Consider the following 18,484-nt stretch of genomic DNA (forward strand, 5'->3'; position numbering starts at 1 on the left):
TCAATAGGACATAACAATGAAAAAACTCCTGATCATCGCAGCAACGCTAAGCCTGGCAGCTTGTTCAAAAGTAAGCCTAGAAAACTACGAAAAAATTGAAGTTGGCATGGATAAAGCCGAAGTAGAAGCTATTTTAGGCTCTGCTGATAACTGCGTTGAAAAAACCCTACATACTAATTGTGTATGGGGTGATGAGTCTAAAAACATTGAAATAACACTCGTTTCAGACAAGGTAACTATTTATTCTAAGCACGGTATTACACAGTAATACTGCGCTAAATTAGGTAAATTTACATGACACTAAGGGATAGCCGTAGCTATCCCTTTTTTATTTCTATTTTTTAGAGTAAATAAGTTCAATATTGACTATTTTACTGCGATTGAGGGTTATTTTGTAACGCTGGTATAAAGTTCTTTCCTCATCTTTTAATACCATCACCAAATTTAACTGGTAGCGCCTTTCAACCGCTTGCTTTGATATTTTATTACCATCTAAATGATACAGCTTGCCCTCACCGCGTTTTAAATACCGTGCAAAGGGCGCCAAATTAAAGCGCATACTTTGCTGTAGGGTATCGTAGCCTGGTAAAAACTCTTTAGCAGAAACACGTGTTTCACTGGCAAAATGCAGCCACTGCGCGGCTAGCTTGTTTTGCTGACGCCTTTTTGAAAATATTGTTTTTACTTCACTAGGGATTTTTTTAAAACGCATATACTCAAGCCACACAAACTGACTTGCAACGCGGTCTTTAGTGATGCTGTTTTTAAATACAAACCGCCATTTAGGACGCCCGCGTACAATAGCACGCCAAATTACCCGTGTAATGTCTTCTTTAAATATCTCACGCAAGCCGTAAATAACCCCTAATATTAAAATAAGGGTAGCGGTAACTTCGGTAAAGGTTGAGCGCGCATTAAGTATAACCACCATTACAAATGCCATAATGACAGCTGTAACCGTGCCTTTTACTAAACGCTTTAGGTAACTATTTAAATAACGCGTATTGCGATGCAAAATAACGCCGTGCTCTATAAGGCGCTGCAGTAAACGCATTTTATTTGTAATGCGGTTACCATCTTGCAACGTGGTTTCTGAGTTGTAATTTTGCTCAAACCGGTATGTATTTTCGTTTTTACAAAATTGCAGTAAGTCGTTGCGCTCTTTCGCAAAGTCACTGCTGCGTGGGCCTTCATCTAATAGTTTTAAAAACGACTGCTCCACATGCCAACTTAAATAGTTATCGGCATTGGTGTAAAACGGCACCAGTTTTTCATCATCGGGAGTATATCTGCGCAGCTTTTTTAGCAGCCCTTCACTTTGCTCAAACAGCTCTTGTGCACGGGCATAAAAAGCATCCACTTCTTGAATTTTTAATGCATCTTTAATATCAGCGTCGAGCGCTAAACGCACCTGATAACAGTACAAATTAAGGTTTTGGCGGTAATCTTGTTGCTCACCTTTGTTTTTACTAACAAAGCGGCTACGCACTAAGGGTAAGTGTATGTTTTTAGCGTTATAAGCTAAGTGCGATTTAAAGTGGTTATTAAAATAAGATTCTTCACTGAGGGTTTGCACGTTTATACCCATTTCATTGGGTATAGAAAAATACAGGTCGATACGCTGCTCAGAGCGCGGGGATAACTCTGGTTCTATGACAAAAGATAAATTTTCGTCTTGTTTTATCAAACAACTCTCCTTTTATTGAGTGTATAAGTGTACTGGTCTCCTTAATTTTGTTCAATAAAAAAGGCCCAGTAAACACTGAGCCTTAATACGATTAATGTGCTAATTAAAACTTAACGTTTACACCAGCAAATACACGGCGACCTAGTACATCGTATGTGTACGGGTCAGTGTTAGAATCGTTGTTACCTGTGTAGTAAGGAGGTTGCTTATCAAATAAGTTGTTAACACCTGCTGTTACTGACACAGTCTCGTTAAAGATGTAAGCACCGCTTATGTCGTGGTATACAACTGAAGGCGTTGTAGGCGCATAACATGATGACTCATCACCTTGACAGCTGTAGCTATCCATTCCTGCAATGTAGCGTGCTTTGTAGTTTGCGTTCCAAGCATCGCCTTTCACAGTTAGTTCAAAGTTAGCTTTAACATCTGCATAACCACCGATACCAGAAGTAATTAAACCAGCGTAATCAATGCTTGATTCAACAACATCTACTAGGTACTCGTCTAGGTAAGTAACATCTAGTGATGTATTCCACGCCAGACCAGCTGCATCAAATGTGTAGTTTAAGTTTAAGTCGTAGCCTTTAGTTTGCTCGTAACCTACGTTTTGTAGTTGGTTATTAAAAGCAATACGGCCAGTGCTTTGGTTAAACGATACCGCAGCAGAGCTACATAACGCAGTACTTTGGTTAGCTAATGAACCATCTGTTGCTAAACAAGAGTCAACTATGTATTGGTTGTTAACAGTAGCAATTGCGTTTTCAATTTCAATGTCGTAGTAATCTAACGTCATTGAGAAACCTTCAAACCACTCTGGCTCGTACACAATACCTGCTGTTAGCGTATCAGCTTCTTCAGGCGTTAATTGGTCATTACCACCAACAGTTACTTCTGCTTGGTCTTGTGCACCAGGGAAGCTAACTTGTTCAAACGAAGGTGAATTACCTGAGTATAGCTCAGCTACTGTAGGCGCACGGAATGCTGTAGAGCGAACACCACGTAGCATTACTTCGTCGTTTACACGCCAAGTTAAACCAAGTTTCCATGTTTCGTCAGACCCAAAAGTGCTGTAATCGAAAGCACGGATTGCAGTGCTTAGTTCAACGTTTTGCGCTAAGAACGCATCGCTAACTAAAGGAATTGCAAGCTCTAAGTACGCTTCGTTTACGTCAAAACGACCGCTTGTTGGCTCAACACGTGGGTCGTTTGCAAGACCTTGTGATGTGATTGAATCTGGGATGTACCATGCTTTTTCTTCACGGCGCTCAACACCAGCAGCAAAACCTACGTAACCTGCAGGAAGTTCCATTACTTCACCAGCTAATGATGCAGTGAACATTAGTAATTGGCTACCACCTGAGTTTTGCTCAGTGTAAACGTAATCACTTAAGTTCTCAGCAGACCAAGAAGATTGCATAAGTGGGTTAAAGTCACCCGCTTCGATTGCATCTTGGATAGAGCCCATGTTGTGAAGGTTGCTTAAACGGTCAACTGAATCGTTACGACCAAAAATTACTGACACATCCCAATCGTAACCACTGTCAAGGTAACCTGCAGCACCTACTACAGTACGCACAGTGTCAACAACTTGTGAGAAATCACGAGTACCTGTGTCTGTCATACGACGACCGTAAGAAACTTCATCACCGTAGTTAATATTGTGGCTTGTTAGTGAATCGCCCATTTCTTCAGTGTAATCAAAGTCAAACCATACTGGCTGTGGTGCCATTTGTTGCTCTGACCAACGCTTAGAGTATGTGAATTCTGAGTATAAACGCGTGTCATCTGTTAAATCGAAGCTACCAATACCTGTAAGGTTTAAACGACGCATAGGCGTGTATAGGTAGCTGTCTGATGAGTAGTTGTACGCATCATCAGAACCAAAGTCATGCCAACCGTTGTCTGCTTGACCTTGTAGTGATTCATCACCTGACCATACGTGGCCATTTGGCGTGTATGAAGAACCAGAACAGTAAGGTGCACTGCCGTCGCCATCTTCAGTTAATGGACAATCAGAGAAGCTACGATCTGCTTGAGATGCGTCACCACGGTCAGTGTACTGAAGACCAATTACAACGTTACCACGACCAAAGCTACCACCCATAGTGATATCGAAAGACGTTTCATCAGCATCACCTTCTGTAGTGATTGCAGATTTAACATTTAAGTCTAAACCTTCAAAGTCATCTTTTAAGATGATGTTTACAACACCTGCAACCGCATCAGTACCGTATACTGCAGATGCACCATCTTTAAGTACTTCAATGTGCTTGATCATCGAAACAGGAATAGTGTTTAAATCAACAGTAGAGGCAGCACCTGTGCCTGAGTTGATCATACGACGGCCATTTACAAGTACTAATGTACGTTGTGAACCTAAACCACGTAAATCGATAGAAGCATTACCACCAGAACCATTATTGATACCTGGGTTGGTCATTGCACCACCAGTAGCAGTCATTTTTTGTAATACGGCATCAACCGAAACTGCGCCGGTTGCAGCAATGTCATCTGCACCGATTAAAGTAACTGGGCTAGCGGTTTCCATATCTGCGCGCTTAATGCGAGAACCCGTTACTTGAATTTTTTCAATAGCGTTTGCGCCATCTTCGGCCGCTACTACTTGCATACTTGAGAACATTGGGATTGCTGCGATTACAGCTAAACCAAGAGTTGATTTTTTCATGAATAAACCCTACTTGTTGGAAATTTACCTTGATTGGTAATGCTCACTTTTTATAAGAATTGTGAGTCAGGGGGGCAACTTAGGCTGAGTTAACTGAACAAAAACTTAATGAGAGATCGTTATATATACAACACCAAAAAAGAATAACCAAAAAAGGTACAAAGGTTATAACTTGTTGCAGTGTTAACTAAAAAAAACAATTAAAAATCATAGCCATACAACAAGAATAAAGCAATTAAAACACACCTGAAATCAAAGTTATGCAGATTGTAATCAAATGTAATTAATAGATAAATATACCCTTTTTAGAAAAATTAACATATTAATCACAGCGCATTAGTAAAACCGTAAAGCTGTAATAAAATTAATAACCATAAATATGCAGATTTACCGCTTAAATAGTCTTATTAAGCTATTTATTTAGTTTTTTGGGTAATATTTTTTGTTCAGCGAGACTTCAACGTTTGCTCGGATCAGGAGGAGTTATTTGATTTAGCAAATCGTTAGAGGGTCTTAATTTGAGGGCGTTTAGCCTTATTAAAATAGTGATCATGAAAGTAAGCAGGATTTACTTTTTTACATGCTCAGTAATACAAGTAATACGCTTTTACTATAAATATGACGGAGCCCCCTATTGGCGTAAGGCAATTCACTCTATAACAAGAACGAGCAAGCACACCAACATAAAACAGATGAGAATGAAAAAAAGGTTACGGCATACAAGGTAGCAAAGAGGTTTAAATGTGTGTTAGTGCTTTAAATACAATTTTATACACCTACTATTGCAGCTCTGCATATGAAAGACGTCCGCTTAATAGTACTGCTTTATTATAGGAATAGCTTATTATAGTAATACCTTATTAATAGCTGACTTTTATTATGCGCCAGCTAAAAAAATGATTGGCAGGAAAAAGGTACCTTAATACGTCACATAAAAATTATAAAAATGAGTGATTTGCTCACCAGTTTGAACATTGCTTAAATTAAGCATCAGTTGCCACAGCATATTTTTCTCAGAGCATATGCCCACCATAGTGTCACTTTTATAAATAGTTGCTTCTTTAGTGAACTTTTGCGGAATAAAACCCATATACATGGTGATACTTTCAAGCTTAGCGTTATCTATTTTTAGGTGGGCGGGTAAATCAAGGTAAATATTAAAGGGGGTTTCGGGGGTAATATTTTTATCACTTAACCATACTTTAACACCGGTATTATAAATACAGCGCTGATTCGTGTCGCAATTTGTTTTTAACAGTGCTTTTTGATCTTTTTGATTGGCATTGTCACAGCCTGTTAATACAAAAAACAGCATTAAAAACAAAGATAATCTATATATATGCATAACAAATCCGCGCTAAATAAAAACAAATCTTAATTAGCATGCTTTGAAATAACAATAGCCAGTGTGATGTTTGGTTAATATAGGTACAATCTGTATCAAAAAATAAACAACAAACTCACAAACTTTGATTGATGTCATAATTTTATGTAATTGACCTATCTTTTTTAGGCCAAAAAATTTATCATTTCACCCGCAAAAAATAAGGGTTTCTCGAGTTTGTTTTCTGAAGCATTCAGGCTTTGAACGTTTTAGGTAATACGCTTGGGGAAAATAGTAGGCCCCACTTTAAACGGTGGGTAATTCATTTCTAAACGCATTTATTGCAGCGGAAGCCAGAAAATGAGCCAAACAGTAGCATCACAAACTGAGTATAACTATAAAGTTGTACGCCAATTCGCTATTATGACAGTGATTTGGGGCATCGTTGGCATGAGTATTGGGGTTCTGATTGCTGCCCAATTAGCTTGGCCAGCACTTAACTTTGATACACCATGGTTAACATACTCTCGACTACGTCCGTTACACACGAACGCAGTAATTTTCGCATTTGGTACCAGTGCACTTTTTGCGACGTCTTATTACGTCGTTCAACGTACTTGTCAAACGCGCCTTTTCTCAGACAAACTCGCCGCTTTCTCTTTTTGGGGTTGGCAGCTTGTTATTGTATTAGCCGTAATTACATTACCACTGGGTATTACTAGCTCTAAAGAATATGCAGAGCTTGAGTGGCCAATCGATATTTTAATCGCGGTAGTATGGATAGTTTACGCAGTGGTATTTTTTGGTACGCTGATCAAACGTAAAGTATCGCACATCTACGTTGCTAACTGGTTTTACGCTGGCTTTATTATTACTGTTGCAGTGCTACACATTGTAAACAGCATGGCAGTGCCTGTGTCGTTAACTAAATCATACTCAATCTACGCAGGTGCGGTAGATGCAATGGTTCAGTGGTGGTACGGTCACAACGCTGTAGGTTTCCTACTAACGGCTGGTTTCTTAGGTATGATGTACTACTTTGTACCAAAGCAAGCAGGTCGCCCAGTTTACTCTTACCGTTTATCGGTAGTTCACTTTTGGGCACTTATTTCACTTTACATTTGGGCAGGTCCTCACCACCTTCACTACACTGCGCTTCCTGATTGGACGCAAAGTTTAGGTATGGTTATGTCTATTATCCTATTTGTACCGTCTTGGGGTGGTATGATTAACGGTATAATGACCCTCTCTGGCGCTTGGCATAAGCTACGTACTGACCCAGTACTGCGTTTCTTAGTTGTTTCATTGTCTTTCTACGGTATGTCTACGTTTGAAGGCCCAATGATGGCAATTAAATCTGTAAATGCATTATCTCACTACACAGATTGGACTATCGGCCACGTACACTCAGGTGCACTAGGTTGGGTTGCGATGATTTCAATTGGTGCTATTTACCACCTTATCCCTGCGTTATTCGCACAAGGTCGTATGTACAGCGTTAAATTGGTTAACACGCACTTTTGGTTACACACAGTAGGTGTTGTACTTTACATTGTTGCAATGTGGATCTCAGGTGTTATGCAAGGTCTAATGTGGCGTGCAGTTAACTCTGACGGTACATTAATGTACAGCTTTGTTCAGTCTTTAGAAGCATCACATCCTTTCTATATTATGCGCTTTGTAGGCGGTGTATTCATCGTTACAGGTATGTTAGTTATGGCTTACAACGTTCTGCGTACAATTTCAGCTGAGAAAGAATCACTGAAGTTAGACGCGCAAGCACAATTAGCATAACGGAGTGAGATGATGAGCAATAAAAATTCACAAAACAAACATGAAATAGTAGAAAAGAACGTTGGCCTAATGGCTATTCTGACTGTTTTTGCTATTAGTTTTGGTGCATTAGTTGAAATTACTCCGCTAATGTTCCAAGACGATACAACAAAACCTGTAGAAGGTTTGCGCCCACTTAACGCGCTTGAAATGGAAGGTCGTGACATTTATGTACGTGAAGGTTGTTATAACTGTCACTCACAAATGATTCGTCCTTTTCGTGATGAAGTTGAGCGTTACGGTCACTACTCTGTAGCGGGCGAATCAGTATGGGATCACCCTTTCCAATGGGGTTCTAAACGTACTGGTCCTGACCTTGCACGTGTAGGTAACCGTTACTCGGACGATTGGCATTATGCACACTTAGTTGACCCACGCGCCGTGGTTCCTGAGTCGAACATGCCAGGTTTTCCTTGGTTAGCAGAGACTAAGGTTGATACCAGCCTGACTCTGAAAAAACTACAAATTTTCCGTGATACTTTTGCTATTAACCCAGAAAACCCTAAACACCCGGGTTTAGGTTATGGCAGCGACGAAGAGCTACAAGCAGATGTTGATAAAGTTAACGCTATGAATAACGGCGAAGGCGCAACAGAAATGCAAGCCCTAATCGCGTATTTACAGCAACTTGGCACCCACTTGAAGTAATTATTATGGATTACGGAACATACAGAGGCATTTTGACTCTGGTAATTTTAGTATTGTTTATTGTGATTGTTGTATGGGCATACAGCAAGCGTAGCAAAAATCGTTTTGATGACGCTGCTAATGCCATTTTCGAAGATGAAAAAAAACATAACAACACACTCTCTAACGAGGAAAAGGAGTCTGAAAAATGACTAGCTTTTGGAGTATTTGGGTTATTGTATTAACCCTAGCCTGCTTAATCATCATTTTTAGCTTATTAGTTTGGAACCTTAAAAACTATGCTGGCGTAAAAGAAGGTGAAGACTGCGGACATGAATATGACGGCATTACCGAACTAAATAATCCACTACCAAAATGGTGGACGTACATGTTCTTCGCAACATTTATTTGGTCGGTATATTACTTAGCAGCTTATCCAGGTTTAGGTAACTGGGAAGGCTTAGGTAAATGGACAAGCTCTAACCAAGGTATTACCTCTTTAGCTGAATCTAAAGAAGCCACGGCTAAAGCAAAAGAAGAAGGCCGCTATGTTAAGCTTGATAAAGAATACGAAGCAGCACAAGAGCGCTTTGGTCCTATTTTTAACAAGCTTGCACAAGTACCAGTATTAGATTTAGTTAACTCTAAATTTGAAGGTGATGCAGCGCAGCAAGTAGCCCTTGAAAATGGCGAAAAGCATGAACAAACAGACGGCCAGTTAGCACTTGAAATTGGTCAGCGTTTATTCTCGCAAAACTGTGCGCAATGTCATGGTTCAGATGCACGTGGTGCAACGGGCTTCCCTAACCTAACTGACAAAGATTGGTTATACGGTGGCTCACCAGACAAAATTAAAGAAACGCTTCTTTATGGTCGTGTAGCCGCAATGCCTTCTTGGAGTGCAGCACTTGGTGAGCAAGGCGTTAAAGAAATGACAGCGCACGTACTTAGCTTGTCTGGTCGTACTGTTAACCAAAAAGATGCCGCTGCGGGTGCCGCTAAGTTTGCGATGTGTGCCGCGTGTCACGGTGCAGATGGTAAAGGCTCTGTTGCACATAACTTACCGTTTGGTGCACCAAATCTTACAGATAACATTTGGTTATACGGTGGCTCTCAACGCGCTGTTGAAGAAACCCTTAACCATGGCCGCGCCGGTGTAATGCCAGCATGGAAAGACATTTTAGGTGAAGATAAAATTCACCTGTTAACTGCCTATGTTTACAGTTTATCGCAAGATAAATAAACACCCAGTTAACTATTAATTAATCTTTTTATTTCAACAGATTAATCCAGATCAAAAAAGCCTCCAGTCGGAGGCTTTTTTTTAGTCTTTTACAAATATTTGCTATAAAATAGCCCTACCTAAACTAATTTTAGAGCAACTATGCAACCTACTCCGTGGTATAAAAATTTTTGGCCTTGGTTTTTAATCTTTTTTCCGCTAGCGGCCATTATCGGGTGCATAACCTTAATTATTACTGCTGTGGGCAACGGCCCAGATATGGTGGTTGATGATTACTATAAAAAAGGCAAAGCAATAAACTTAGAACTTACTAAGTTTGAAAAAGCCAAAGCACTGTTTTTACATGGCAAGCTTAATGTTACAAACGAGCGTGCCAGTTTTGCCTTTACTAAAGGCGATTATAGTAACGTACACGCTTTAAAGCTGTCTTTTTATCATCGCACCATCAAAGCGCATGACTTTGAAGCAACGCTTACCCCTAATGCAAATAAAGAATTTACTGCCCTTTTAGATAACTACACACCAGGTGCTTACTCTGTATTTATAGAGCCGGTGGATGGTAGTTGGAAGTTAAAAGAAAACATTACTCTTCCTACCGAGCAGCCTTTGTTAGTTACCCCAAATTATAAGTAGCCACCACTATGAGCGTTTCTTGCTTTCATTGCCTTGAAAGTGTGCCAAATGGATTTCGCGCAACCGTAACAATAGATAACACGCCACAGCCTATGTGCTGTATTGGCTGCCAAGCAGTTGCGCAAAACATTGTTGACCAAGGCATGACCGACTATTACAAATACCGCACCGTACGCGCTGGTAAAGTAGAGCAGTTAGTCCCTGAGCAACTCGCGCTTATTAAAAGCTACGACAACGAAGACATACAAGATGAGTTTATAGCCACAACCGATAACTTATCCCAAGTACTTTTAAGTGTTGAAGGCATTACCTGCGCCGCGTGTGCATGGCTTATCGAAAAGCAATTACTTAGCTTAAAAACGGTAAAGCGCGTTGATGTTAATACCTCAACTAACCGTGCCATGATCCAATGGGATAAAACCCAAACCCCGCTGAGCGAAATTATTACTTCCTTAGCCAAAATTGGCTATAAAGCTTACCCGTTTCAAGCTGATGACGAAGCCCAACAAAAGCAACAATCAGCAAAAGCCTATATACGCCGCTTAGGTGTTGCAGGGCTGATGACCATGCAAGTGATGATGTTTGCCTTTGCCATGTACTTTGGCATGTTCTCGGGTATGGATAATAACTTTGAGCAATACTTTAGGTGGATAAGCCTAGTACTTGCCTCCCCCGTTATTTTATACAGCGCATTACCCTTTTTAACTAACGCTATTAATGGCTTAAAAGCAAAACAGTTAAATATGGACTTACCCGTTTCGCTGGCTATTTTTGGTGCGTATAGCGCCAGCTGTTATGCCACATTTATGCAAGTAGGCGAAGTGTATTTTGAATCGGTATGTATGTTTACCTTTTTATTATTATTAGGTAAATACCTTGAATTTAGGGCTCGATTAAAAGCCAGCGAGTTTACTGCCAACTTACAAAAGCTGCTGCCTTTAACCGCCCGCACCCTTGATGATAACGGCCAAGAGCATATTATTGCAGCTAAAAAGCTTAAGCTTAATGATGTTGTACTCATAAAGGCTGGCGAAACTATCCCCGCTGACGGAGAGCTTATCAAGGGGCAAACAAGTGTTGATGAGTCGATGATGACCGGTGAGCATCAGCCCGTTAATAAGTTTATTGGCCACAATGTGTATGCTGGGTGTGTTAATCACGATGGCGTAATAGAAATAAAAATAAATAAAATTGGCCAAAACACCCTACTAAACCAAATTATACACTTACAACACACAGCGCTTACCAAGCGCCCTAAACTGGTAGAAATTACCGATAAAGTTGCCCAGTGGTTTATTGCCTGCTTGCTAGTTTTTGCCTCTATAACGGCCATTGGCTGGTACCAAATTGACCCAGAGCACGCGTTTTGGATCACTATTTCTGTATTGGTTGCCACTTGCCCTTGCGCGCTTAGCCTTGCTATACCTACCGCATTAACGTGCGCTGTAGCCACGCTTACCCGCAAAGGGGTGTTAATTAAACAAGCGCATGTGCTCGAAACCCTCTCGCAATTAACGCTGTTTGCCTTTGATAAAACAGGCACCCTCACACAAGGTAAATTTAGCTTAGATGCCATTGATATACTCGATGACACAATCTCTAAAGAGCAAGCGCTAAATATTGCAGCCCAGTTAGAGCGTTATTCTGAGCACCCCATAGCCAGCGCATTTAATAAATACGCCACCACCGAGCTTGCCCTTACAAACATTACTGTACACCCAGGTATGGGCATTAGTGCACAAAGCGCAGATGATCATTACGCTATTGGTAAAAGCGGCTGGTTTGACAGTAAAAAAACAAATGCCCAAGCAAGCCTATTTATAAATAAACGCGTAGTTGCTCGTTTTTACTTTATAGATAAAGTAAAACCCGGTGCCAGTGAGCTTATAAGTACCTTACAAGCACAAAACTTGAGCTGTCATATGCTCACAGGCGATGCATCAGACGCCGGACAAAAAATAGCAAAACAGTTAAAGCTCAACAGCAGCCAAAGCGCCCTGTCGCCTAAAGATAAACAAACCGCCGTAGAGCAATGGTCATCACAAAACGAAGTGGTTGCCATGGTAGGCGATGGCATTAACGACAGCCCAGTATTTGCCAGTGCCCATTTATCCATTGCAATGGAAACCGGTGCCGACATTTCTAAAAACAGTGCCGATGTAGTGCTGTTAAACAGTGATTTAGCCTCAATTGCGCACCTACTCAATGTTGCTAAGCAAACCAGGCGAATCATTAAGCAAAACCTAACGCTATCTTTGTTGTATAATGCCTCTATTTTACCGCTTGCAGCGCTTGGGCTTGTAGCCCCGTGGATGGCCGTTATTGGTATGTCTGCCAGCTCAATTATTGTGATTAGTAATTCACTAAGGCTTTTAAAGTTATGAGCATAATTTATATTTTAATCCCGATTGCCATATTATTTGTGATTATTGCCATTGGCGTGTTTTTTTGGGCCGTTAAAAGCGAGCAATTCTCTGATTTAAACAAACAAGGTCATAGTATTTTGTTTGAAGATGATAAAGAACAACACAACAAAAGTAATGATTGACCCACTTTACACCAGCGCCTTTTTAATGGGCTTAATTGGTAGCGGGCATTGCCTTGCCATGTGCGGTGGTATTGCCAGTTCATTGCAATTGGCCATTAACAAGCGCCAATCTGTTATTTATTCATTTGCTTATAACATTGGCCGAGCGTGTAGCTACATGCTGGCTGGCGCACTCGTTGCGGGTATAAGTAGCCAATTTGCAAAGCAAAATACGTTTTTTTCTGTAACCCTTTCATTCATTGCGGCTATTTTTATGCTGCTGGTAGGCGTATATATAATGCGCTTAGGCCCCACTTTGCAATGGCTTGAAAAAATAGGCAAAACACTTATTTGGCAGCATATTGTTAAGCTTAATAAATATTTAATGCCTGTAGATTCAACGGCTAAAGCATTGGGTTACGGCGCGTTGTGGGGCTGGCTACCCTGTGGTTTGGTTTATTCAGCGCTCACATGGGCAATGACCAGCCCTAGTGCATTTGATGGTGCCCTAGTGATGCTTTGCTTTGCGCTTGGCACCTTTCCGGCCATGATCACCTTAGGCCTGGCCGCCCAAAAACTTAATAGTGTTATTAACCACCCATGGACGCGAATTGTGTTAGGCAGTATTATAATTTGGTATGGTATGTACCTATTGATCATTGCCACCGACAAACTAGTACATTAATCGTCAGCGGCATTAAGCCACTCGGTTTATTTTCACTGCTGTGTATAAAAATTAAAACGGATTAAATTATGGATTTCTCTCAAAGTCGCGCTAAAAGTAATTGTGCAATTAGCTGTAACAACTGCAGCATCAGCCAATTGTGTTTGCCGTTTTCGTTAAATGGCCAAGAAATGGATAAACTTGACGAAATCATTGAACGCAAAAAGCCCCTGCACAAAGGCGACTACTTGTTTGAATCCGGTGCTGCGCTTAATGCAATTTATGCAGTACGCTCAGGCTCATTTAAATCGTACACATTGTCTGAACAAGGGGATGAGCAAATTACCGGTTTTCACTTAGCCGGCGATTTAGTCGGCTTTGATGCCATTAGCAAAATGGCTCACCAGAGCTTTTCGCAAGCACTAGAAACATCAATGGTCTGCGAAATCCCGTTTAATACACTCGATGAGTTAGCAGGTAAATTACCCAAACTTCGCCAACAAATTATGCGTTTAATGAGTAGCGAAATTACCTACGATCAAGAAATGCTGCTACTTCTTAATAAAAAATCGGCAGAAGAGCGCCTAGCGAGCTTTATTTATAACCTTTCGGAGCGCTTTGGCGAGCGCGGATTCTCGCGTAAAGAGTTTAGATTTACCATGACTCGTGGTGAAATAGGTAACTACTTAGGGCTAACCGTTGAGACCATCAGCCGCTTATTAAGTCGTTTTCAAAAAGCGGACTTAATAAAAGTAGAAGGTAAATTTATTACTATTTTAGACAGCGACGCACTCGCCAAAACGGCAGCAATAATTAAGCCTTGCTAAACTAACAGGTGTTGTAACTTTGATTTAGAACAACAATTTGTGTGCTACCCCTTTAACTGCTGTGTATTTACGTTACACTGAAAGTAAGTTAAAAAGGGAGTAGCATATGAACACTATTAAACGTATTTTAGCCGTTATTGATCCCACTAAGGATGACCATCACGGTTTAGCTCGCTCGATTGATTTAGCCAAAAAGTCAGGCGCGAGTATTACCGCCTTTATGACTGTTTACGACTTTTCTTACGAAATGACCACTATGCTGTCGTTTGAAGAGCGCGAAGCAATGCGAAAAGCCGTTATAAACGATAGAGAATTATGGCTTAAGGATATAATTTCTACCTACCCAGATGTAAATATCACCACCCAAGTGGTCTGGCATAACCGCCCTTTTGAAGCCATTATTAATACCGTGATTGAACAAGAATACGATTTAGTGGTTAAAAGTACCCATCAGCATGGCGCGCTAAAATCGGTTATTTTTACCCCTACCGACTGGCACTTAGTACGTAAATGTCCCACACCTGTGTTATTTGTAAAAGAAATGGCCTGGCCTGAGCAAGGTAATATTTTAGCCGCAGTCAATGCGGTTAGTGAAAACGATGAGCATGTAGCCCTTAATAAACGCATTATTAAAGATGCACAATTTTTATGTGAACTTGCCAACGCTAAACTTAATTTAGTTAATGCCTACCCTGCTACACCCATTAATATTGCCATAGAGATACCAGAATTTAACCCAGGCCTTTATAACGAATCTGTAAAAAAACACCACATAGAATCTACCAACGAGCTTGCTAAAACCTTTAGTTTAACTAATGAGCAATGCTTTATAGAAGAAGGCCTACCGGAGGATGTGATCCCCGATGTAGCAAATCGCTTAAATAGCGAACTGGTGGTGATTGGCACCGTAGGGCGCACGGGGCTAAGTGCCGCATTGGTTGGCAACACTGCCGAGCACGTAATTGATAGCCTAGACTGCGATGTCTTGGCATTAAAACCTGATGGCTACGTAAGCCCGCTTGCCAAAAGTTAAACAAAGCCTTAACTAGCGCTTTAATACCCATAGTACTTGGGTATATAATACGCCCCTTTATTTTCAGCAAATAATTTGCCGCATTGTTTTATAAGGGGGCGTAGTGTCTCACTCAGCTCAAGCCAAAGCTCAATACAACTTAAATAAGCTACAAAAGCGTTTACGCCGTCTTACTGGCCAAGCCGTCATGGACTTTAACATGATAGAAGAAGGCGACCGTATAATGGTATGCCTATCGGGTGGTAAAGACAGTTACACCATGCTTGATATGCTTAAACATTTAAAGCGTGTGGCGCCTATTAAATTTGATTTATTTGTTGTTAATCTCGATCAAAAACAACCAGGCTTTCCTGAACACGTTTTACCTGAGTACCTTGATAAACAAGATATTGAATACAAAATTGTAGAAGAAGACACCTACAGCATTGTTACCGATATAATTCCTGAGGGTAAAACCACGTGTTCGCTTTGCTCACGCCTACGTCGTGGTATTTTGTACCGTACAGCCAAAGAAATGGGTGCAACTAAAATTGCCCTTGGCCATCACCGCGATGACATGATCGAAACACTCTTTTTAAACATGTTTTACGGCGGTAAGCTTAAAAGCATGCCGGCTAAATTAATGAGCGATAACGGCGAGCATATGGTTATTCGTCCCCTCGCTTATTGTAAAGAAGCCGATATAAGTAAATACGCATTTAGCCAAGGCTACCCTATTATTCCTTGTAACTTATGTGGCTCACAAGAAAACCTGCAACGTAAACACACTAAAAACATGCTAGCGCAATGGAATAAAGACCACCCTGGGCGTATTGAGAGTATTTTTACTGCAATGCAAAATGTGGTGCCTTCGCATTTAGCCGATACAGAACTATTTGACTTTGAAAACCTAAAAACCGGCGACGTTATTGATGGCGGCGATATAGCACTCGATAAACCAGATATACCTAACGCGCCTGTAAGCGATGAAGATGAAAACCAACAGCAACAAGCTGATGTTGTTACTATTAACCTAAGCTAACGGTTTTAAAAATACAGTTAAGGGGCTACTCGCCCCTTTTTTTATACTCATTAATCCTGCTAAGCGCCTTTATCAGCTAACCCTTTTAAAAACTCTAAACTCATTCGTTCTTGCTCGTTTGCTTGATAAGGCAACTGTTGCAAACTATCGTAGGCAAAATCTGTAATTTCAAACTCAGTAATGTCACTGCTACCAAAACTATTACGCTCACCTGGTCTTGGCGACATGCGCTCTATCACAAAGTCACTTAAACGCATGTTAACCACCCCTTGTGGTAATACCGACCAATGCGCCTTTAAATCCACCGTTTGACTGCCCTGTGAAAGTTTCTTTTTAGTCACCAAATGTGCAAGTGGGGTCGTATCACTGTATAAATTAGCTCTAATTCTATATAAGCCACTTTTAAGCACCTTTAAATGGGCTGTGGCTATCATGTTTTCGTTTTGTACATAGGCATTATCAAAATCAATAAGCGTCGCACTGGGTGGCATATACTGTATTTGCGCAACTGCAGGCACCTTTTTACCTGCAACATTTGCCTCTACAAATAGCTGTAAATTTCGCGGGTAGTCTTCACTGGCTTTAAAGCTTACTGTGGCTTCACCCTGCTGAGCTGTGGTGGTTTTTGAACTGATTGACGCTTTGGTATCGGTATTGCTTAGCGCTACATTTACCTCTGCTAGGTTTTGCGCAGCAATATGAACGGTTATTTCTTGCGGGTATACAAACCGATATTTATCTAAACTAACAACGAGGGCATTACCCGCATCGTCAATGGGGCTTGTAACTGGGTAAAACTGATTGGGCTTTAAACGGTCTTCATCAAGTGCGCTTAAGGGCTGCGAATAAGGTGGGTATTTGAGTGCGCTTTGGTATTGCATTGCCACATGCTCTGCGGCACTGGCCAAGTGCTGATCATAATGTATTTTGGGTGGGCTTTTTGCCTGTTTTTGTTTTGGCACATCAATGGTTATTACGGTGTTTTTATCTGGGCTTGCTGGATCTGTCTTGTTTTTTATTGCCAGTGCAGCGGGAGGCTCAAGCGTTTTAACTTCATTTTTATTTGTAAACCACAGTAAAAACATCGCAATACTGACTACAGCGGCACCAATGTAAAACTTTTTCATCTTGCATCAATCCTTTAAAAGCGTGCAGCAAATAACTACACGCTCTAGCGTTTAATACCTAACGCGTTTATAAAATTTAGGTACTTATTAAGGGATCACGTTATAAATAAGTGCCGAGGCGCTTTGCGTGTTTGAATCCTTAATATAGCGGTAGTGTTTTTTCCAAAACCAAGTACCCGTTGTTTTATCAAATGTATTAAAGCCAACATTTTGACCATCTACATTTATATTGTTCATGGCAATTGTGACATTCCCTTTGCGCTGCGCATTGTGGATCTCGTTGTGGCTGTAGCTGTCGCTCATCATCATTGGATAATGGTTCGGCATAAAGCTATTAACGGCATCGCCTTGTGATTTTAACTGGCCATTAGTATCAATACTGCTACTGCAACTGCCAAACGATTTAGCCGCGCTTGCTCCACACGATGAATGCGATGCCACCACCGAATCATCATTACCTTTTAAAAACCCGCCCGTTAAACCTAGGTACTCATTACCATCGGCTACAAAACGTAAACGCGGCGTACGCGCATCTGGAAACGGCGAAATTTTGCGTGCGTTATTTACTTTTAAGTCGTGTAATACGCCCACCGCTTCTGTCACATCGCTGCCTAACCACCATTTGAGTGCAGCATCCACTGCAAAGTTCCATGCTGCGCCAGTTAAAGCACTTACAGCAATATCGGCAAGCTCGCTGCCGCCCCCTGCTCCCGCTAAATCAAAGGTCGCCACAATATTAAGTGGCGTAAGCCCTGCATTTTCAAGCCAATTAGCTTGGTTATCAATAATATGGCGAGCAACTAAATCACCTGTTGAATGCGTTACTAGCACACAGCCATCAGCACATAAGTTAGAACGCGATATTTGCTTTAATTTAGGCCATACCCAATCGGTCGCAATTTTACCTTCAATGCGCTCATAGGCAGGCCAATCAATACGTTCATCAGCACGGTTATTCCAATAGGTTTGCCAATAGGTTTCACCGTCGTTTATTACATCGCTGCCCGACTTATTGGTTATTTGCGATACCTGTAAGCCGTGGATCAGTATAATTTTGTGATCTTTACTCAGTGCAGAAAAGCTCATTAAAAACGCAGAGCTGGCAAAAAGTAGATACTTAAGTGTGTGTGTTCGTTTAGAGTTGTTCATATAAATCCTTAATGTGTTCAGTGTTTTATTTTTATGCCTATGTACTTAAGGTATTCATTTACACATGTGCAGGCGCACATGCATTGACCAGTATTAGGAACAA

At 41.0% G+C, this 18,484-nt stretch carries 17 protein-coding genes; 12 read left to right on the plus strand and 5 right to left on the minus strand.

Annotation, left to right across the window (positions count from 1 at the left end; translation table 11 throughout):
* Nucleotides 1–16: 16 nt before the first annotated feature.
* A complete protein-coding gene (locus CWC04_RS18045) occupies nt 17–268 on the plus strand; it encodes a hypothetical protein (protein WP_004588905.1) in 252 nt (83 codons plus the stop codon).
* Nucleotides 269–334: 66 nt separating this feature from the next.
* Here CWC04_RS18045 and CWC04_RS18050 read toward each other — a convergent pair whose 3' ends face one another.
* The 3 genes from CWC04_RS18050 to CWC04_RS18060 form a co-directional block, all read right to left on the minus strand.
* Entirely contained in the window at nt 335–1,687 is a 1,353-nt protein-coding gene (locus CWC04_RS18050) for a hypothetical protein (RefSeq protein ID WP_024032591.1), read from the minus strand.
* A 103-nt stretch (nt 1,688–1,790) separates the two neighbouring features.
* Nucleotides 1,791–4,373, minus strand: coding sequence for a TonB-dependent receptor (locus CWC04_RS18055; protein ID WP_029774528.1), 2,583 nt, complete (start codon nt 4,371–4,373; stop codon nt 1,791–1,793).
* A 919-nt stretch (nt 4,374–5,292) separates the two neighbouring features.
* On the minus strand, nt 5,293–5,718 hold the full coding sequence (locus tag CWC04_RS18060; protein WP_138686076.1) for a hypothetical protein: 426 nt from the start codon (nt 5,716–5,718) through the stop codon (nt 5,293–5,295).
* A 339-nt stretch (nt 5,719–6,057) separates the two neighbouring features.
* Between CWC04_RS18060 and ccoN the strand changes: the two genes are divergently transcribed.
* The 11 genes from ccoN (at nt 6,058) to ttcA (ending at nt 16,105) form a co-directional block, all read left to right on the plus strand.
* Nucleotides 6,058–7,491, plus strand: a complete 1,434-nt coding sequence (gene ccoN, locus CWC04_RS18065; protein WP_004588826.1) for a cytochrome-c oxidase, cbb3-type subunit I — start codon at nt 6,058–6,060, stop codon at nt 7,489–7,491.
* Nucleotides 7,492–7,503: 12 nt separating this feature from the next.
* Nucleotides 7,504–8,178, plus strand: coding sequence for a cytochrome-c oxidase, cbb3-type subunit II (gene ccoO / locus CWC04_RS18070; RefSeq protein WP_004588825.1), 675 nt, complete (start codon nt 7,504–7,506; stop codon nt 8,176–8,178).
* 5 nt (nt 8,179–8,183) lie between these two features.
* Nucleotides 8,184–8,369 carry a CcoQ/FixQ family Cbb3-type cytochrome c oxidase assembly chaperone gene (locus CWC04_RS18075; protein WP_004588824.1) on the plus strand — a complete coding sequence of 62 codons (186 nt, stop codon included), beginning with the start codon at nt 8,184–8,186 and terminating at the stop codon, nt 8,367–8,369.
* Nucleotides 8,366–9,400, plus strand: coding sequence for a cytochrome-c oxidase, cbb3-type subunit III (gene ccoP / locus CWC04_RS18080; RefSeq protein ID WP_054982343.1), 1,035 nt, complete (start codon nt 8,366–8,368; stop codon nt 9,398–9,400). Before CWC04_RS18075 ends, ccoP begins: the two co-directional genes overlap by 4 nt.
* Nucleotides 9,401–9,541: 141 nt before the next feature.
* The gene (locus CWC04_RS18085; RefSeq protein ID WP_004588822.1) at nt 9,542–10,033 is read left to right on the plus strand and encodes a FixH family protein; all 492 of its coding nucleotides are present in this window, start codon (nt 9,542–9,544) and stop codon (nt 10,031–10,033) included.
* Between the two features lie 8 nt (nt 10,034–10,041).
* Complete coding sequence (locus tag CWC04_RS18090; protein ID WP_138686077.1) at nt 10,042–12,417, plus strand: heavy metal translocating P-type ATPase; 2,376 nt, start codon at nt 10,042–10,044, stop codon at nt 12,415–12,417.
* Nucleotides 12,414–12,581 (plus strand): cbb3-type cytochrome oxidase assembly protein CcoS, encoded by a 168-nt coding sequence (ccoS, locus tag CWC04_RS18095; protein WP_002963071.1) that lies wholly within the window; start codon nt 12,414–12,416, stop codon nt 12,579–12,581. Before CWC04_RS18090 ends, ccoS begins: the two co-directional genes overlap by 4 nt.
* Nucleotides 12,574–13,245 carry a sulfite exporter TauE/SafE family protein gene (locus tag CWC04_RS18100; protein WP_126006596.1) on the plus strand — a complete coding sequence of 224 codons (672 nt, stop codon included), beginning with the start codon at nt 12,574–12,576 and terminating at the stop codon, nt 13,243–13,245. The genes ccoS and CWC04_RS18100 overlap by 8 nt, the downstream gene beginning before the upstream one ends.
* Nucleotides 13,246–13,313: 68 nt before the next feature.
* Nucleotides 13,314–14,051, plus strand: coding sequence for an FNR family transcription factor (locus tag CWC04_RS18105; RefSeq protein ID WP_126006594.1), 738 nt, complete (start codon nt 13,314–13,316; stop codon nt 14,049–14,051).
* Between the two features lie 106 nt (nt 14,052–14,157).
* Entirely contained in the window at nt 14,158–15,084 is a 927-nt protein-coding gene (gene uspE, locus CWC04_RS18110; protein WP_024032584.1) for a universal stress protein UspE, read from the plus strand.
* A 103-nt stretch (nt 15,085–15,187) separates the two neighbouring features.
* Nucleotides 15,188–16,105 (plus strand): tRNA 2-thiocytidine(32) synthetase TtcA, encoded by a 918-nt coding sequence (gene ttcA / locus CWC04_RS18115; RefSeq protein ID WP_029774533.1) that lies wholly within the window; start codon nt 15,188–15,190, stop codon nt 16,103–16,105.
* A gap of 59 nt (nt 16,106–16,164) precedes the next feature.
* Here ttcA and CWC04_RS18120 read toward each other — a convergent pair whose 3' ends face one another.
* Both CWC04_RS18120 and CWC04_RS18125 read right to left on the minus strand, forming a co-directional pair.
* Nucleotides 16,165–17,232 carry a hypothetical protein gene (locus CWC04_RS18120; RefSeq protein ID WP_126006591.1) on the minus strand — a complete coding sequence of 356 codons (1,068 nt, stop codon included), beginning with the start codon at nt 17,230–17,232 and terminating at the stop codon, nt 16,165–16,167.
* Between the two features lie 87 nt (nt 17,233–17,319).
* The gene (locus CWC04_RS18125; RefSeq protein WP_138686078.1) at nt 17,320–18,381 is read right to left on the minus strand and encodes a hypothetical protein; all 1,062 of its coding nucleotides are present in this window, start codon (nt 18,379–18,381) and stop codon (nt 17,320–17,322) included.
* Nucleotides 18,382–18,484: the final 103 nt, after the last annotated feature.

Origin of the sequence: Pseudoalteromonas sp. S2893 (assembly GCF_005887105.1) — a bacterium.
Classification (GTDB): domain Bacteria; phylum Pseudomonadota; class Gammaproteobacteria; order Enterobacterales; family Alteromonadaceae; genus Pseudoalteromonas; species Pseudoalteromonas atlantica.

What these genes read in the sequence shown, in the direction of transcription:
- CWC04_RS18045 (WP_004588905.1), top strand. Translation starts at nt 17, where the DNA reads ATGAAAAAACTCCTGATCATCGCAGCAACGCTAAGCCTGGCAGCTTGT.
- CWC04_RS18125 (WP_138686078.1), bottom strand. Translation starts at nt 18,381, where the DNA reads ATGAACAACTCTAAACGAACACACACACTTAAGTATCTACTTTTTGCC.
- CWC04_RS18055 (WP_029774528.1), bottom strand. Translation starts at nt 4,373, where the DNA reads ATGAAAAAATCAACTCTTGGTTTAGCTGTAATCGCAGCAATCCCAATG.
- CWC04_RS18075 (WP_004588824.1), top strand. Translation starts at nt 8,184, where the DNA reads ATGGATTACGGAACATACAGAGGCATTTTGACTCTGGTAATTTTAGTA.
- CWC04_RS18105 (WP_126006594.1), top strand. Translation starts at nt 13,314, where the DNA reads ATGGATTTCTCTCAAAGTCGCGCTAAAAGTAATTGTGCAATTAGCTGT.
- ccoN (WP_004588826.1), top strand. Translation starts at nt 6,058, where the DNA reads ATGAGCCAAACAGTAGCATCACAAACTGAGTATAACTATAAAGTTGTA.
- CWC04_RS18090 (WP_138686077.1), top strand. Translation starts at nt 10,042, where the DNA reads ATGAGCGTTTCTTGCTTTCATTGCCTTGAAAGTGTGCCAAATGGATTT.
- CWC04_RS18120 (WP_126006591.1), bottom strand. Translation starts at nt 17,232, where the DNA reads ATGAAAAAGTTTTACATTGGTGCCGCTGTAGTCAGTATTGCGATGTTT.
- CWC04_RS18100 (WP_126006596.1), top strand. Translation starts at nt 12,574, where the DNA reads ATGATTGACCCACTTTACACCAGCGCCTTTTTAATGGGCTTAATTGGT.
- CWC04_RS18085 (WP_004588822.1), top strand. Translation starts at nt 9,542, where the DNA reads ATGCAACCTACTCCGTGGTATAAAAATTTTTGGCCTTGGTTTTTAATC.
- uspE (WP_024032584.1), top strand. Translation starts at nt 14,158, where the DNA reads ATGAACACTATTAAACGTATTTTAGCCGTTATTGATCCCACTAAGGAT.
- CWC04_RS18060 (WP_138686076.1), bottom strand. Translation starts at nt 5,718, where the DNA reads ATGCATATATATAGATTATCTTTGTTTTTAATGCTGTTTTTTGTATTA.
- ccoP (WP_054982343.1), top strand. Translation starts at nt 8,366, where the DNA reads ATGACTAGCTTTTGGAGTATTTGGGTTATTGTATTAACCCTAGCCTGC.
- ccoO (WP_004588825.1), top strand. Translation starts at nt 7,504, where the DNA reads ATGAGCAATAAAAATTCACAAAACAAACATGAAATAGTAGAAAAGAAC.
- ccoS (WP_002963071.1), top strand. Translation starts at nt 12,414, where the DNA reads ATGAGCATAATTTATATTTTAATCCCGATTGCCATATTATTTGTGATT.